The 14,109-nt window shown below is 59.8% G+C and carries 11 protein-coding genes and 1 pseudogene; 3 read left to right on the top strand and 9 right to left on the bottom strand.

The genetic code is table 11. The features are described from left to right. The first annotated feature begins 57 nt into the window (after positions 1 to 57). The 3 genes from gyrA (at position 58) to LJY25_RS00220 (ending at position 5,957) form a co-directional block, all read left to right on the top strand. A complete protein-coding gene (gene gyrA / locus LJY25_RS00210) occupies positions 58 to 2,622 on the top strand; it encodes a DNA gyrase subunit A (protein WP_227606203.1) in 2,565 nt (854 codons plus the stop codon). Between the two features lie 103 nt (positions 2,623 to 2,725). Further along, positions 2,726 to 3,874, top strand: a complete 1,149-nt coding sequence (locus LJY25_RS00215) for a tetratricopeptide repeat protein (protein ID WP_227606204.1) — start codon at positions 2,726 to 2,728, stop codon at positions 3,872 to 3,874. Between the two features lie 1,048 nt (positions 3,875 to 4,922). Continuing rightward, complete coding sequence (locus LJY25_RS00220) at positions 4,923 to 5,957, top strand: hypothetical protein (RefSeq protein WP_227606205.1); 1,035 nt, start codon at positions 4,923 to 4,925, stop codon at positions 5,955 to 5,957. Between the two features lie 82 nt (positions 5,958 to 6,039). On the opposite strand, the gene LJY25_RS00225 is transcribed toward LJY25_RS00220, so the two are convergent. The 9 genes and pseudogenes from LJY25_RS00225 to hisD form a co-directional block, all read right to left on the bottom strand. Further along, positions 6,040 to 6,618 carry a lipid-A-disaccharide synthase N-terminal domain-containing protein gene (locus LJY25_RS00225; protein WP_394799939.1) on the bottom strand — a complete coding sequence of 193 codons (579 nt, stop codon included), beginning with the start codon at positions 6,616 to 6,618 and terminating at the stop codon, positions 6,040 to 6,042. A gap of 59 nt (positions 6,619 to 6,677) precedes the next feature. Then, positions 6,678 to 7,454: a glycosyltransferase gene (locus tag LJY25_RS00230; protein WP_227606207.1), complete on the bottom strand. Its 777-nt coding sequence runs from the start codon at positions 7,452 to 7,454 to the stop codon at positions 6,678 to 6,680. A gap of 77 nt (positions 7,455 to 7,531) precedes the next feature. Further along, positions 7,532 to 8,182, bottom strand: a pseudogene (gene hisIE, locus LJY25_RS00235) (bifunctional phosphoribosyl-AMP cyclohydrolase/phosphoribosyl-ATP diphosphatase HisIE); the annotation flags it as partial. A gap of 84 nt (positions 8,183 to 8,266) precedes the next feature. After that, positions 8,267 to 9,025: an imidazole glycerol phosphate synthase subunit HisF gene (hisF, locus tag LJY25_RS00240; RefSeq protein WP_227606209.1), complete on the bottom strand. Its 759-nt coding sequence runs from the start codon at positions 9,023 to 9,025 to the stop codon at positions 8,267 to 8,269. 10 nt (positions 9,026 to 9,035) lie between these two features. Beyond that, complete coding sequence (hisA, locus tag LJY25_RS00245; protein WP_227606210.1) at positions 9,036 to 9,752, bottom strand: 1-(5-phosphoribosyl)-5-[(5-phosphoribosylamino)methylideneamino]imidazole-4-carboxamide isomerase; 717 nt, start codon at positions 9,750 to 9,752, stop codon at positions 9,036 to 9,038. A gap of 22 nt (positions 9,753 to 9,774) precedes the next feature. Next, the gene (gene hisH, locus LJY25_RS00250; RefSeq protein WP_227606211.1) at positions 9,775 to 10,362 is read right to left on the bottom strand and encodes an imidazole glycerol phosphate synthase subunit HisH; all 588 of its coding nucleotides are present in this window, start codon (positions 10,360 to 10,362) and stop codon (positions 9,775 to 9,777) included. Positions 10,363 to 10,494: 132 nt separating this feature from the next. Next, entirely contained in the window at positions 10,495 to 11,595 is a 1,101-nt protein-coding gene (gene hisB, locus LJY25_RS00255) for a bifunctional histidinol-phosphatase/imidazoleglycerol-phosphate dehydratase HisB (protein ID WP_227606212.1), read from the bottom strand. Between the two features lie 58 nt (positions 11,596 to 11,653). Beyond that, complete coding sequence (hisC, locus tag LJY25_RS00260; RefSeq protein ID WP_227606213.1) at positions 11,654 to 12,706, bottom strand: histidinol-phosphate transaminase; 1,053 nt, start codon at positions 12,704 to 12,706, stop codon at positions 11,654 to 11,656. A 55-nt stretch (positions 12,707 to 12,761) separates the two neighbouring features. Further along, entirely contained in the window at positions 12,762 to 14,057 is a 1,296-nt protein-coding gene (gene hisD, locus LJY25_RS00265) for a histidinol dehydrogenase (RefSeq protein WP_227606214.1), read from the bottom strand. Positions 14,058 to 14,109 lie beyond the last annotated feature (52 nt).

Genomic DNA, 14,109 nt, shown 5'->3' on the forward strand with positions numbered 1-14,109 from the left:
CATTCACTCGGGTCAGACGGGCTGTACGGTCCGGCTTCGACCCACTTAGTTCTCTCTATGGCGGAAGGCGAAAAGATCATTCCGATTAACATTGAAGACGAGATGCGCGGCGCCTACATCGACTACTCGATGTCGGTTATCATCTCCCGGGCCCTGCCGGACGTGCGCGACGGCCTGAAGCCCGTGCACCGCCGCGTGCTGTATGGCATGTCGGAGCTGGGCGTTTCCTACAATAAATCCTACAAAAAGAGCGCCCGTATCGTGGGCGAGGTGCTGGGTAAGTACCACCCGCACGGCGACTCCTCGGTGTACGACACCATGGTGCGCATGGCCCAGGACTGGAGCCTGCGCTACCCGCTCGTCGACGGGCAGGGTAACTTTGGCTCTATCGACGGCGACTCCCCGGCGGCGATGCGCTACACGGAGGCCCGCCTCAAGCGCTTGGCTGACGAGCTGCTCGGCGACCTGGACAAGGAGACCGTTGACTTCCAGCCCAACTTCGACGACTCCCTGGAAGAGCCCAGTGTGATGCCGGCCAAGTTCCCGAACCTGTTGGTGAACGGCACCTCGGGTATTGCCGTGGGTATGGCTACCAACATGGCGCCCCACAACCTGACGGAAGTGGTCAGCGGCATCATCGCGTTTCTGGATAACCCGGAAATCACCATTCCGGAGCTGATGGAGCACGTGCTGGCGCCCGACTTCCCCACCGGTGGTACCATCTACGGCTACGAGGGCGTCAAGCAGGCGTTCGAAACCGGCCGGGGCCGCATCGTGATGCGCGCGAAGGCCCACTACGAAACCCTGCCCAGCGGCAAGGAGCAGATCATCATCACCGAGATTCCCTACATGGTGAACAAGGCGGCGATGATCGAGAAAACCGCCGCACTCATCAACGACAAGAAGATCGAGGGCATCTCCGACCTGCGCGACGAGTCGGACCGTGACGGTATGCGCATCGTGTACGATTTGAAGCGCGACGCGATGCCCAACGTGGTGCTCAACAACCTGTACCGCTACACCCAGCTGCAAAGCTCGTTTGGCGTCAACAACGTGTGCCTGGTAAAAGGCCGCCCGATGACGCTTAACCTCAAGGAGCTGATTCACTACTTCGTGGAGCACCGCGGCGACGTGGTAGTGCGCCGCACCCGCTACGAGCTGGCCGAAGCCCAGAAGCGGGCCCACATCCTGGAAGGCCTGCTCATTGCCCTCGACCACCTCGACGAGGTGATTAAGCTGATCCGCGGCTCCCGCGACGGCGAAGTAGCCCGGGGCCAGTTGATTGAGCGCTTCGCCCTGAGCGAAGTACAGGCCCGCGCCATCCTGGACATGCGTCTGCAGCGCCTCACCGGCCTGGAGCGCGACAAGATCGTGCAGGAGTACGAGGAGCTGATGCGCCTGATTGACTACCTCAAGTCCGTACTGGCTTCGGATGAGCTGCAGCGTCAGATCATCAAGGACGAGCTGATCGACATCCGGGAGCGGTACGGCGACGCCCGCCGCACCCAGATCGAGTACGCCGGTGGCGACTTCTCAATGGAAGACATGATTGCCGACGAGAGCATGGTGATTACCATCTCCAGCGAAGGCTACATCAAGCGTACCCCGCTCGACGAGTACCGGTCCCAGGCCCGGGGCGGCGTCGGGGCGCGCGGCGCGGCAACCAAGCAGGATGACTTCACCGAGCACCTGTTCGTGGCTACCACGCATGAATACCTGCTTTTCTTCACCGAGTTGGGCCGGGTGTTCTGGCTGAAGGTATACGAAGTGCCGGAAGGAGGGAAGAACGCCAAAGGCCGTCCCATCCAGAACATCATCGAGATTCCGCGTGAGGACTCGGTGCGGTCGGTGCTGAATGTGCGCGGTCTGCGCGACCCGGACTACCTGGAAAACACCTACCTGATGTTCTGCACCGAGCAGGGTACCGTGAAGAAGACTCCGCTGGAGGCGTACTCGCGGCCCCGCACCGCCGGCATCAACGCCATTACCATCAACGAAGGCGACCGGCTGCTCGACGTGCTGCTGACCAGCGGTAACAGCGAGATTGTCGTAGCCCTGCGGTCGGGCCGGGCCGTGCGTTTCCCCGAAGACAAGGTGCGCTCGATGGGCCGCAATGCTGCCGGTGTGCGCGGCATTACGCTGGCTGGCCCGGATGATCGGGTAGTGGGCATGGTATGCGTGTCGGATGCGGAAACCCAGGAGCTCCTGGTGGTTTCGGAGAACGGCTACGGCAAGCGCAGCTCGCTCGATGAGTACCGCATCACCAACCGTGGTGGCAAGGGCGTGCGGGCCATGAAGATCACCGACAAAACCGGCGCGCTGGTGGCTATCAAGGAGGTGAAGGATTCCGACGACCTGATGATTATCAACAAATCGGGCATCACGATCCGTCTGCGCATGAGCGACCTGCGCACTATTGGCCGGGCTACCCAGGGCGTGCGGCTGCTTAAAATCAACGAGGGCGACGAAATCTCCTCGGTGGCCAAAGTAGCGGCCGATAAGGAAGCCGAGCTGGCTGAGGAGGCGTTCGAAAACCAGGACGGGGAGGGGCTTGCCGTGGAGCCCACCGGCGACGCGGACCTGTCGGCTATCACCGATGCCGACTCCCTTAGCGACAATTAAACGACCATAAGGCACCGGGGCAGGCTGAACTAAGCATCAGCTTGCCCCGTTTGCTTAACGATTCCACTCACTTTTACTTTTGTTTCTTCTGTCTCCACTCACTATGAAGAAGATTTTTCTGACGATTGTCGCTGCCGCGGCGCTGCACACGGCCTCGGCCCAGAACTCGGCTGTTGTCAACGCCATCATGTATCAGCGCCAGGGCGTGCTTGATAAAGCCCGCGCTGAAATTGATAAAGCTGCTCTCAACGAGAAAACCTCCACCAAAGCCAAGACCTGGTACACCCGCGGGGAGATCTACGAGAAGCTGATGACTGACCCGATCTTCGGCAAGGCAATACCCCAGGCTGATGCGACCAAGCTGGCGTATGACTCCTACAAAAAAGCCCAGGAAGTTGAAGGCAAGGACAACGAATTCGCCAAGAAGGCCGATGAGAAAGTAAAGTCCCTGCAGGAAATTATGTACGGGCAGGCGCTGAACGCCGGCGTAGAGAGCTACAACGGCAAAAACTACGCGGAGGCGCTGAAGTCGTACCGGCTGGCTCAGCAGTACCGTCCCCAGGATACCACGGCGTATCTGTATGCTGCCTATGCCGCTCAGGCCGGCAATGACTTTGCCGCTGCCAACGAAAGCTACAAGCAGCTCATGGCCATGAACTATAAGTCGCCGGCGATGTACAGCCGGATGATTCAGATGGCGGGCGACGACGAAAAGGCCAAGACTGCCGTGCTCCAGCAGGCGCTGCAGGCATATCCCAACAACAAGGACTTCATGTTGATGGAACTCAACATGTACCTGAAAGCCGGCCGCGGCAAGGAGGCAATCGACAAGATCAACAAAGCCATTGCGGTTGATCCCAAGAATTCCAACCTGTACGCGGTGCTGGGCTCGGTATACGACCAGAACAAACAGCCAAACGAGGCGCTGGCCGCCTACAAAAAAGCGGTAGAGGTTGATCCGAAGAACTTCGACGCGCAGTACAACGCCGGTGTGTACTACTTCAACAAAGCCGCCGACATCTTCAAGGCTACCAATAAGATGGATCTGGCCACGTACCAGAAGAAAGGCAAAGCCATGGAGGCCGAAGGCAAAAAGCTGGTTGAGCAGTCCATTCCGTACTTCGAAGCTGCGCTGCAGATCAGCCCGAATGACCGCGGCACTCTGACGGCACTTCAGAAAGGCTACATGCAGCTGGGTCGCAAAGCAGACTCCGAGCGGATGTCGGCCAAGATGGAAGGTCAGAAGAAATAAACACCGACCGCCTGCCTGGATCAGGCGAGGAGAAGAACAGCAGCCCGGACCGCCACTACAGGAGTCCGGGCTGTATTTTCAAAACATTACTTAACATAATATAAATTATAAGACAAACCAATAATCGTATCGGGAGCGTGCCGAAAAGCCGTATCTGGTTCAGGCACTCTAAAATCGGCAAGAATGGAAACACAATAGACCATCTGCTGAGGTATAACTCAAGGACTGGTTCGGCCAATGAATCCGCACCGCTCGGCACCGCTGGTTAGCCGACCCCAGGTTAACGACTCTGTATAGAAGCGCGTAAAAAACGGCAACCGTCCGCGGCTCATTCTAAATGACTAGGTTTTCTAAATAACCACGCCCTGCAGCCCGTTTAATTGTGGCTGGCCACGTCTGATGCTATAATTGCTATGCTGTCAGGCAGTCAATACTGGCAAGCATATAATAGGTAACTCTGATGGGTTCAAATTATGATAGTACGATTGAGCGTACTTAGCATGAAGCTTAAGTAGCCTCAGCATCCAGGTTAACGGTTTTGGCAGCACTAGTCTATTAGCTCACACTTTAAAGCTATGCGGCTGTGGTCCTTCACAATCAGGATCTGCTTAACCGGAGATGAAATGGCATGCTGCGCCTTCGGTTTTCAGTGCCAGTATCATTGTTCTGAAGTAATACAATTCGCGGTATAGCTGATAAGAAGGCCTTAGGAGCTCTTGTAACGAGGGCTCTCGCCAGGCTTGCTACAATGGCAGCGAGGATGCCTACTCTCGCTTAGCGCGATGGATAAGCCCCCTATTCAGACGCTTCTGTCCCCTACCCGCCTCGACCGCCCCCTTTCGTTGTGGTGGTATTTATTTAAGTTGTTATGTAGTGATTAGTAAAGAGATATTAATGAGAATGATCATCAAAAGTAATAAATAGTATAAAAAGTTAAAATTAGTATACGATGGTTTTACTATTTTATACTTTGTACTACTATTTTATACTTTTATATAGCATTCACTTGCTTATCTTTGCCTTTATACTTTGATATCAATTCATTCTCATGCCTAAAACCATTGACTATCCCCGCACTTCTTATACCAGTGCCTGGGAAGTAGCTGAAGTAGTTGACGACACTGGTGGTAAGTGTGCCATTGATACCTGTGCCCGCAAACTCAATAGAAAGGTTAGTGGCTCGTTCAAGGCCATCATTGGTTCCGCCGTTAAGTTCGGTTTGGTTACCAGCAAGCGTGAGTTACTCACGACCACCAATCTTTTCCGCCGCATCAAGCATGCTTATGACAAGCAGGAAGAAAAAGTATTCCACCGGGAAGCGTTTCTGAACCCTCCTCTGTTCACGCAGATCTGTCGCAAATTCCGGAGCCGGGAGCTCCCGGTTCATATGTTTGACGTTATCCTGATCCGGGAATTCGGGGTTGAGGAGATAAACGCGCAAAACGTAGCCAAAGCCTTTCTGGAAGGTGCCCGTATGGTTGGTATCATGGATGAGCGCAACGTACTGGCCGATATCGACCAGCTTTCTGCTCAGCAGACTCCGAGGCGGGAAATTGCCAGCACCGATTTAACGCCAAACCTGTTCCGGGGCACTGGTGCTTCCCCAGAGGCTTCAGCAACACCCGGCATCCCTGCGGGTACAAACAGCGCTCCAGGAGCTCCTAGTACTCCCCATGCCCGGACTCCTACGCCGGGTATATCCCCGGAGCCCCGCGTTGTACCCCCAGCCCGGACATATGATGCAGTTTCCCGGCTGTTTGGACTCGATACGCTGGATCTGGACGCTGCCGATGCTTCCGCCTTTTCTGAACAACTGCCCGAGGCAGACCGTCGGGACCGGAGTACCAATTCTGCGGAGCCGGTGGAGCCAGGTAAGACAGTACCTTTGGAGAGCCCGGCAGTCAGCCAACCGGGGCGTGGCCAGATGGCCAGTATTGCCGGGCCGGTTACTGCGGCCGGAGCTACTTACTCCATAAGGATAAGCGGACCAGGGATGGATACTCAGCTCGTAATTCAGGATCAACAGGACCTCGACATCGTGCGAATTCTACTTGATAAGATCCGCAAGCAGCTGCCGGAATAAAGGCCTGGCAGGTGTAGTCGACATGGTATAGGTGCGCCGCTCCTGCTGGAACGGACCTGCCGGGTTTATCCTATTTTTTATGTTAAATAGAGCCACCCTGCCGGCGGGTGCGTCCGAGCAGCAGAAGGTTGCGGGTGTAGATCACCAGGCCAACAGCATTGCCCAGTATCAGCACTAAATCAACCCGGAAGATGGCATACACTATCGTAAGTACCGATCCCAACAGGCTGACAACCCAGAAGCCCAGCGGCAATACGGAAGCTCCGCGGCGCTCGGAGTAAAGCCACTGGTAAACAAACCGGAGCAGCGACAGGGCCTGCCCTGCCCCACCCACCAGCAGCCAGCCCGCCGGAATGCCATGCTCCCGGATAGCCCGGGCCAGGATGGAGTCCGGAGTAGCCAGCAGCCATCCAATGGTAACGAGCGGCACCAGACAGATTCCAATCCGCAACCAGCGTGTCAGGGAATGCCACTGGCCCAGCAGCTGCAGGTTGCGGATATAGATTCCGTAGCTGACCAGCTGAGCCCCCAGAATCAGCGGGTCTTGGCGAAGCAGTCCGTATACAAGCATCAGAAAGGCCGACACGAGACTAATCAGCCAGAAAGCCCGGGAAACCAGCACCCGCCCCTCCCGCTCGCTCTGCACCCATTGCAGCGCCATCCGTCCGAAAAATAACAGCTGAGCCGTCGCGCCCACCAAGAGGGCCAGCGTAGCCGTCGTCACCGCGCGGAGCCCCCTGCCGGGCGGCGCTGCTGTTCTTTGATTTCATAATTCACCCAGCGGCTACGGATCCAGCGGAAGCCGAAGGTGTCGACCAAGGGCTTCCACAGCCGGTTCCAGAGGGTGTACTTAGCCGTGCCCGCAAAACGGGGAAAGTGACGGACCGGCAGCTGGTGGACCCGCCCCCCCTGCAGCTGCACCAGGGCCCCCAGGAAGCGGTGCATGCCATGGAGTAAGGGCACCCGGCGGGCATAGTCGGTTTTCAGAATCTTGAGCGGGCAGCCCGTATCGGTAATCCCGTCGTTGATCAGCACCCGACGGAAGGTGTTGGCAACGCGGGAAGAAAGCTTTTTGACCACTGAATCCCGGCGCCGGGCCCGGATGCCGGTTACCATATCGTAGGCCGGGAAAAACTCGAAAAAGAGCAGAAAATCTTCCGGCGAAGTCTGAATATCCGCGTCGATATAGCCGACCAGGGTAGTCCGGCACTGGTCGATACCGGCTTTTAGAGCAGTGCTCAGCCCCCGGTTCTGGACCAGAGACAGGTATTCGTAGGCCGTCGGGGGCTGGCAAATGGAGCGCAGCAAGGACAGGGAGTTATCCGTGCTGCCGTCGTTGATGAACAGCACCGTGACCGGCAGCGGGGCCCGGGCCAGGAACTTGTCCATCTCCACCACAAACTGGGGCAGGCTCTCCTGCTCGTTGTACAGGGGCACCAGTACCGTCAGCGTCTGGCGGGAAATATAGTCGGCCGGCGGGGTGGGTTCACCTGTCATGCAGCGGGAGGGAATTGAGCCGGCAAATTACAACGGCCGCGCAGGTAAACCACCCCCACCTGCATCAGAGGGTCTACCTATTCCCGGCGCTGACCCGCCGAAATAGTGGAGTGCCGCTGGCGGAGCACCGCCACGACGTCGTCGAGCTGAAGCCCGGCGGCAGTCAGCAGCACCAGCAAGTGGTAGAGCAGATCTGCAGCCTCCCCCGGCAGTCCCTCCCGGTTACCGGCTACGGCATCAATGACCGTTTCCACGGCCTCTTCCCCCACCTTCTGAGCAATTTTGGGCATTCCTTTCCGGAACAGCGACGCGGTATAGGAGTTAGGATCCTCCTCCGGATGCTGGTGCCGCCGCTGTACGAGGCGCTCCAGCTCGGCCAGAAACCCAACCGGGGCCACCGGCAGCGCCAGCTGCCCGGGCTGCTCAAAGCAGCTGGTGGTGCCACGGTGACAGGTGGGGCCGTCGGGAATGGCCCGGATCAGCAGAGCGTCACTATCACAGTCAGGGTGCAGGCTTACGACCCGCAGGTAGTTGCCGGAGGTTTCCCCCTTGGTCCACAGCCGGCCTTTCGACCGGGAGAAAAAGGTTACCCGTCCCTCCTGCCGGGTTTTCTCCCAGGCTTCCTCATTTACGTAGCCCAGCATGAGCACCTGCCCGGTGGCGGCATCCTGTACCACGGCCGGAACCAGGCCGTCGGACATTTTCTGAAAGTCTAACTGCATGTTGTTAGTGCTTGATGCTTGGGATTTCGTAAAGCCACTGGTGGGGCCTGCTTATACTTGATTGATGCTCCTTTATCCCTGAATCTCTTTCTACAGCCGCATGGGAATGCCTTCGGCCTGCAGGTGTTCCTTGAGCTCCCGGATTCCGATTTCCCCGAAGTGAAAGATACTGGCCGCTAAGCCGGCGTGGGCGCGGGCCGTTTGAAAGACCTCGGTGAAATGCTCTATCCGGCCGGCTCCGCCGGAGGCCACCACCGGAATGGATACGGCCCGGGCTACCGCGCCGGTCAGATCCAGGGCAAAGCCATCCTTGGTTCCGTCGTTGCTCATGGACGTGAGCAGCAATTCCCCGGCGCCCCGGTCGGCCGCTTCCCGGCACCAGGCCACGGCATCCCGCTCGGTGTTGTGGGTGCCGGCCCGCGTGTAGATCTGCCAGCCGTTCTCCGGGTTGTTGCGGGCATCCGCCGCTACCACGATGCACTGGGAGCCAAAACGCCGGGCCAGCTCGTCGATCAGCTCCGGACGGTGCAGGGCCGCGGAGTTGATGCTGACCTTGTCGGCTCCGTTCAGCAGCAGGGCTTCCACATCGGCCACCGTGCTGATGCCCCCACCTACCGTGAATGGAATATCCAGCTCCCGGGCTACGTCGCGCACCAAATGAATCAGCGTGGTGCGCTTCTGGTTGGTGGCCGTGATGTCCAGAAAAACCAGCTCATCGGCGCCTTCCAGCGCGTAGCGCGCGGCCAGGGCCACCGGGTCGCCGGCGTCGCGCAGGCCTTCAAACTGCACGCCCTTTACGGTGCGGCCGTCCTTGATGTCAAGACAGGGAATGATTCGTTTCGTCAGCATGGACAGCGGGCTACAGGAACTTGCTCAGCTCGGTTAAGGTGATGGTGCCTTCGTAGATGGCCTTGCCGATAATGGCTCCGTGCATGCCCACGGCCGCCAGAGCCTCGACATCGGCCAGGGTCGTAACGCCCCCACTGGCCACCAGCTGCGCCGCCGGCAAGGTTTCCCGGAGGGCGCGGTACGTTTCCAGCCCCGGCCCCTGAAGCCTGCCGTCCTTACTGACATCGGTACACACGAACGTCGTAGCTCCCTGGCGTAGATACGCCTGAATAAACTCCGCCACCGTCCGCTCCGACTGCTCGGCCCAGGCATTGATGGAAATATGGTTGTCGCGAAAGTCAGCCCCGATCAGGATGCGGGCGGCCCCGAAGGTTTGCAGCCAGCCCTGCACGGTTTCCGGCTCCCGGACGGCAATGCTGCCCGCGGTAATCTGGGCGGCGCCTGCGTCGAAGGCCTGGCGAACGGCTTTCTCGCTCTGTAGCCCGCCCCCGTAGTCGATGACCAGGCTGGTGTGCCGGGCGATACGCTCGAGCACGGGCAGGTTGACCGGCTGCCGGGCCCGGGCTCCATCCAGGTCTACCAGGTGCAACCGACGCACTCCGGCGGCCTCAAAGCGCTGGGCCACGGCCAACGGGTCGGAGTCGTAGGTAGTCTGCTGGGCGAAGTCTCCTTCGGTGAGCCGCACGCACTGTCCGTTGATAAGGTCGATTGCGGGTATTATTTCCATTGCTTGGTGGCGAGGCCGGGGTTTAAAGGTTGAGGAAGTTCTCCAGGATGCGGGTTCCGACCGGGCCGCTTTTCTCGGTATGAAACTGCACCGCGTAGAAGTTGCGGTGCTGGACGGCGGCACTAAAGGGCGCCGGGTACTCGGCTTCGGCAATGGTATAGTCGCCGACCGGGGCATAGTAGCTGTGCACGAAGTACACGAAGTCAGCTTCCCGCAGCCCGGCAAACAGCGGAGACCGGGGCCGGCGCAGGTTGTTCCACCCCATGTGGGGTACCTGGTAGTCGGGCACGGTCGGGAACCGCTTTACCTCGAAGGGCAGAATGCCGAGCATCGTGGCGTCGTTTTCCTCACTGTGGGTTCCCAGCAGCTGCATGCCCAAGCAGATACCCAGAAAAGGCTGCGTAAGCGTGGGCAGCACCTGGTCGAGGCCCTGGGCGCGCAGCTCCCGCATTGCCGATGCCGCCTCGCCTTCGCCCGGAAACAAAACCTTGTCGGCGCGCTGAATTACTTCCGGATCTGCCGTGAGCATGGCCTGCACCCCGAGGCGCTCCAACGCGAACAGCACTGACTGCACATTGCCGCCTTTGTAGTCAACTACCGCTATATCCATTTGGAATTCTACTCAATTTACTCATTTGTTTAAATGCGTTACGAAAGCCGGACTCGGTATTACGCACTCTATCAGGCAAGGGCTGAAATCCAGAAAAACAAACCAATCCGTCTTTACCCAAATGCATAAGCATTACAGGATGCCCTTGGTGCTGGGTACTTCCATCTGATTGGCATTGCGGACCAGCGCCATTTTCATGGCCTTGGCAACGGCCTTGAAAATCGACTCGATCTTGTGGTGCTCGTTCTGACCTTCGCACTTGATGTTCAGGTTGCAACGGGCGGCATCGGAAAAGCTCTTGAAGAAATGGTAAAACATTTCGCAGGGCATATCCCCTACCCGCTCCCGCTTAAACTCGGCGTCCCACACCAGCCACGGCCGGCCGGAGAAGTCAATGGCGGCCTGGGCCAGCACATCATCCATGGGGAGCAGAAACCCGTAGCGGGCCAGGCCGCGCTTGTCGCCCAACGCCTGGGTGAAGGCCTCCCCCAACGCAATGGCCGTGTCCTCGATGGTGTGGTGCTCGTCGATGTGCAGGTCACCCTGAACGTGGATGGCCATGTCGACTCCGGAGTGCTTGCTGAGCTGGTCGAGCATGTGGTCGAAAAAGCCCAGGCCCGTCTGCATCTGGGGCCGGCCGGTTCCGTCGAGATTCAGCTCAATGCGAATCCTGGTTTCATTCGTATCGCGCTGTACCACGGCTGTGCGGGCGGGCAGGCGCAGAAACTGGTAGATGGCTTCCCAGCTGGTGGTAGTCAGCGCAGCCCGCGGGTCGGCATCCGTCCGGATCAGGATTGACTGGCAGCCCAGGTTCTGGGCCAGCTCCACGTCCGTGAGCCGGTCACCGATGACAAATGAGCCGGTCAGGTCGTAGCCTTCTCCCAGGTACTGCTGCAGCATTCCGATACCGGGCTTGCGGGTCGGCAGGTTTTCGTGGGGAAAGCTCCGGTCAATGTGCTCCCGGACAAACTCCACCCCTTCCGAGCGCAGGATGTCGAGCATCATGGTGTGCGCGGGCCAGAACGTATCCTCCGGAAAGCTGGCCGTCCCGAGTCCGTCCTGGTTGCTGACCAGCACCAGCTCGAAGTCCAGCTCCCGGGCAATGCGGGCCAGCCCGGTGATGGCGCCGGGTACAAACTGAAATTTCTCCCGGGTCAGCGCGTCCACCTGAAAATCGGTCGGCGGCTCCACGAGGATGGTCCCGTCGCGGTCAATGAAAAGTACTTTCTTCATGTGGTATAAAAGAGGAAGGACTGGCCAGAACGCCGGCCGGGCGTAAAACAATTGGCCGTTAGCGTTTAAAGTCCCGCAGGGCGGCCACGAGCTGTTCGTTTTCCGCCGGGGTGCCGACTGTCAGGCGCAGGCAGCCGGCGCAGCCGGGCTGGGTGGTCCGGTTGCGCACCACGATGCCCAGCCCGAGCAGGTAGTTGTAAACCGCCGTGGCATCCGGCCGGAAGCGGGCCAGCAGAAAGTTGGCATTGGAAGGAAACAGCTGCTCCACGATACCGACCCCGCTCAGCTGGTCTTCCAGCCAGCGGCGCCCACGCAGCAGCTCCTGCCGCATCTGCTCGAAGCGGGGTGCATCGCGCAGGGCCGCCAGGGCGTGCTGCTGGCTGGCCTCCGACACGTTATAGGGCGGCTTGATCTTATTAAGGTAACCGATGAGGGCTCCCGACGCGAAAGCCATTCCGAGGCGCAGACCGGCCAGGCCCCAGGCTTTGGAAAACGTCTGCAGAACAACCAGGTTCGGAAACTCAGCCAGGCGGGACGTCCAGCTCGGGGCCGCCGCGAAATCAGCATATGCCTCATCTACCACCACCAGCCCCCGGAAGCCCTGCAGGATTTCCTCCACTGCCGCGGCATGCAGCAGGTTCCCGGTCGGGTTGTTCGGCGAGCAGACAAACACCAGCTTGGCATCCGAAGCCACAATCTGAGCTACGGCTTCCGGGGAAAGCTGAAAATCGGGCGTGAGCGGAATTCGCTCCAGGGCCACGTCATTCAGGTTGGCCGCCACTTCGTACATGCCATAGGTGGGCGGCAAAATCAGAATCCGGTCCTGGCCCGGCCGGCAGGTCAGGCGCACGAGCAGGTCGATGGCCTCATCCGAGCCGTTGCCCAGGAAGATCTGCCCGGGCTCAACCTGTTTCAACGGAGCCAGCGCGGCCTTCACGGCCCGCTGATGCGGGTCGGGGTAGCGGTTAAACCGGTCAGGGCCGGCGCTGCCGAGGCTGTTTTCGTTGGCATCCAGCATCACCCGGGCTTCGCCCTGAAATTCGTCGCGGGCGGATGAGTACGGCTGCATGGCCCGGATATTGGGGCGAACTAGTTTTTCAAGCTCAAACATAAAGCTGTTGTAAGGCAAGGCTGCCGGTAAAGGAAGCCCAGCCGGTATGAGTAAGTTACCCCTGGCCAATCAGGCTTTCCAGCCGGACGCTGACGGCCCGGGCGTGGGCCTGCAGCCCTTCGGCTTCGGCCATGATTTCAACCACCGGCCCCACGTGCCGCAACCCTTCGGCGGAGATACGCTGAAACGTTATTTTCTTCATAAACGAGTCGAGCGAAACGCCGCTGTAGCTGCGGGCAAAGCCGCCGGTGGGCAAGGTGTGGTTGGTGCCGGAGGCGTAGTCGCCGGCGGCCTCCGGGGTGAGGTGACCCAGGAAAACCGACCCGGCGCTGGTAACGCCCCCGGCCAGCTCCTCGGCGTTGCGGACAGCCAGGATCAGGTGCTCGGGCGCGTACTGATTGGAAAAGAACAGCATTTCCTCCGGCGTGCGCAGCAGCAAAGCCCGGCTTTCCTGCAGGGCCAGGGCCGCGACGTCGCGGCGGGGCAGCTCGGTTAGCTGCCGGCTCACTTCCTCGTTTACCTGGGCCAGCAGCTCCTGGGATGTCGTCAGCAGAATCACCTGGGAGTCGGGACCGTGCTCAGCCTGGCTGAGCAGGTCGGCCGCGACGAAAGCCGGATTGGCCGAGTCATCGGCAATGACCAGCACCTCGGACGGACCGGCCGGCAAATCGATGGCGACGCCGTGCTGGGTAGCCAGCTGCTTGGCCGCCGTCACGTAGCGGTTGCCCGGGCCGAAAATCTTATCCACCGCCGGCACGCTCTCTGTTCCGCCGGCCAGGGCAGCAATGGCCTGGGCCCCGCCGGCCTTGATGATGGTTGGAATACCCAGCAGCTGGGCCGCGAACAAGATAACGGGGTTCACGGAGCCGTCCTTGCCGGGCGGGGTGCACAGCACTACCTCGGGGCAGCCAGCCAGTCGGGCGGGCACCCCCAGCATCAGCAGGGTGCTGAACAGCGGGGCCGAGCCCCCGGGAATGTAGAGTCCTACCCGCTGCACCGGTACGCTGCGCCGCCAGCATTCCACCCCCGGCATGGTCTCGAGACGCTTTTCCTCTTCGTGCTGGCTGGCGTGAAACTTCCACAGGTTGGCGTGGGCCTGGCGCAGGGCGGTCTGCAACTCGGCCGGAACCTGCGCGGCGGCCGCCGCCAGCTCCTGGCGCGACACCCGCAGATCGGTGAGCTCGGCGCCGTCGAGCTCGGCGGCATACCGGCGCAGCGCTTCGTCGCCCCGCTGGCGTACGTCTTCGAATATCTCGCGCACGCGCTCATTCACCTGCCGGGCTTCGCCGGCAGCCGGTCGTTGCTGAAGGGCCGGCCAGCTGGCCGGGTCCGGATAACGGAATATCTGCATGTTGTTGGGGCTTGGATTTTGGGGTCTTGGCGTCTTGGCTCTTGGGGTGGCG

Source organism: Hymenobacter translucens (genome assembly GCF_020685205.1).
GTDB classification, from domain to species: Bacteria; Bacteroidota; Bacteroidia; order Cytophagales; family Hymenobacteraceae; genus Hymenobacter; species Hymenobacter translucens.

What these genes read in the sequence shown, in the direction of transcription:
- gyrA (WP_227606203.1), top strand. Translation starts at nt 58, where the DNA reads ATGGCGGAAGGCGAAAAGATCATTCCGATTAACATTGAAGACGAGATG.
- LJY25_RS00215 (WP_227606204.1), top strand. Translation starts at nt 2,726, where the DNA reads ATGAAGAAGATTTTTCTGACGATTGTCGCTGCCGCGGCGCTGCACACG.
- LJY25_RS00220 (WP_227606205.1), top strand. Translation starts at nt 4,923, where the DNA reads ATGCCTAAAACCATTGACTATCCCCGCACTTCTTATACCAGTGCCTGG.
- LJY25_RS00225 (WP_394799939.1), bottom strand. Translation starts at nt 6,618, where the DNA reads ATGGCGCTGCAATGGGTGCAGAGCGAGCGGGAGGGGCGGGTGCTGGTT.
- LJY25_RS00230 (WP_227606207.1), bottom strand. Translation starts at nt 7,454, where the DNA reads ATGACAGGTGAACCCACCCCGCCGGCCGACTATATTTCCCGCCAGACG.
- hisF (WP_227606209.1), bottom strand. Translation starts at nt 9,025, where the DNA reads ATGCTGACGAAACGAATCATTCCCTGTCTTGACATCAAGGACGGCCGC.
- hisA (WP_227606210.1), bottom strand. Translation starts at nt 9,752, where the DNA reads ATGGAAATAATACCCGCAATCGACCTTATCAACGGACAGTGCGTGCGG.
- hisH (WP_227606211.1), bottom strand. Translation starts at nt 10,362, where the DNA reads ATGGATATAGCGGTAGTTGACTACAAAGGCGGCAATGTGCAGTCAGTG.
- hisB (WP_227606212.1), bottom strand. Translation starts at nt 11,595, where the DNA reads ATGAAGAAAGTACTTTTCATTGACCGCGACGGGACCATCCTCGTGGAG.
- hisC (WP_227606213.1), bottom strand. Translation starts at nt 12,706, where the DNA reads ATGTTTGAGCTTGAAAAACTAGTTCGCCCCAATATCCGGGCCATGCAG.
- hisD (WP_227606214.1), bottom strand. Translation starts at nt 14,057, where the DNA reads ATGCAGATATTCCGTTATCCGGACCCGGCCAGCTGGCCGGCCCTTCAG.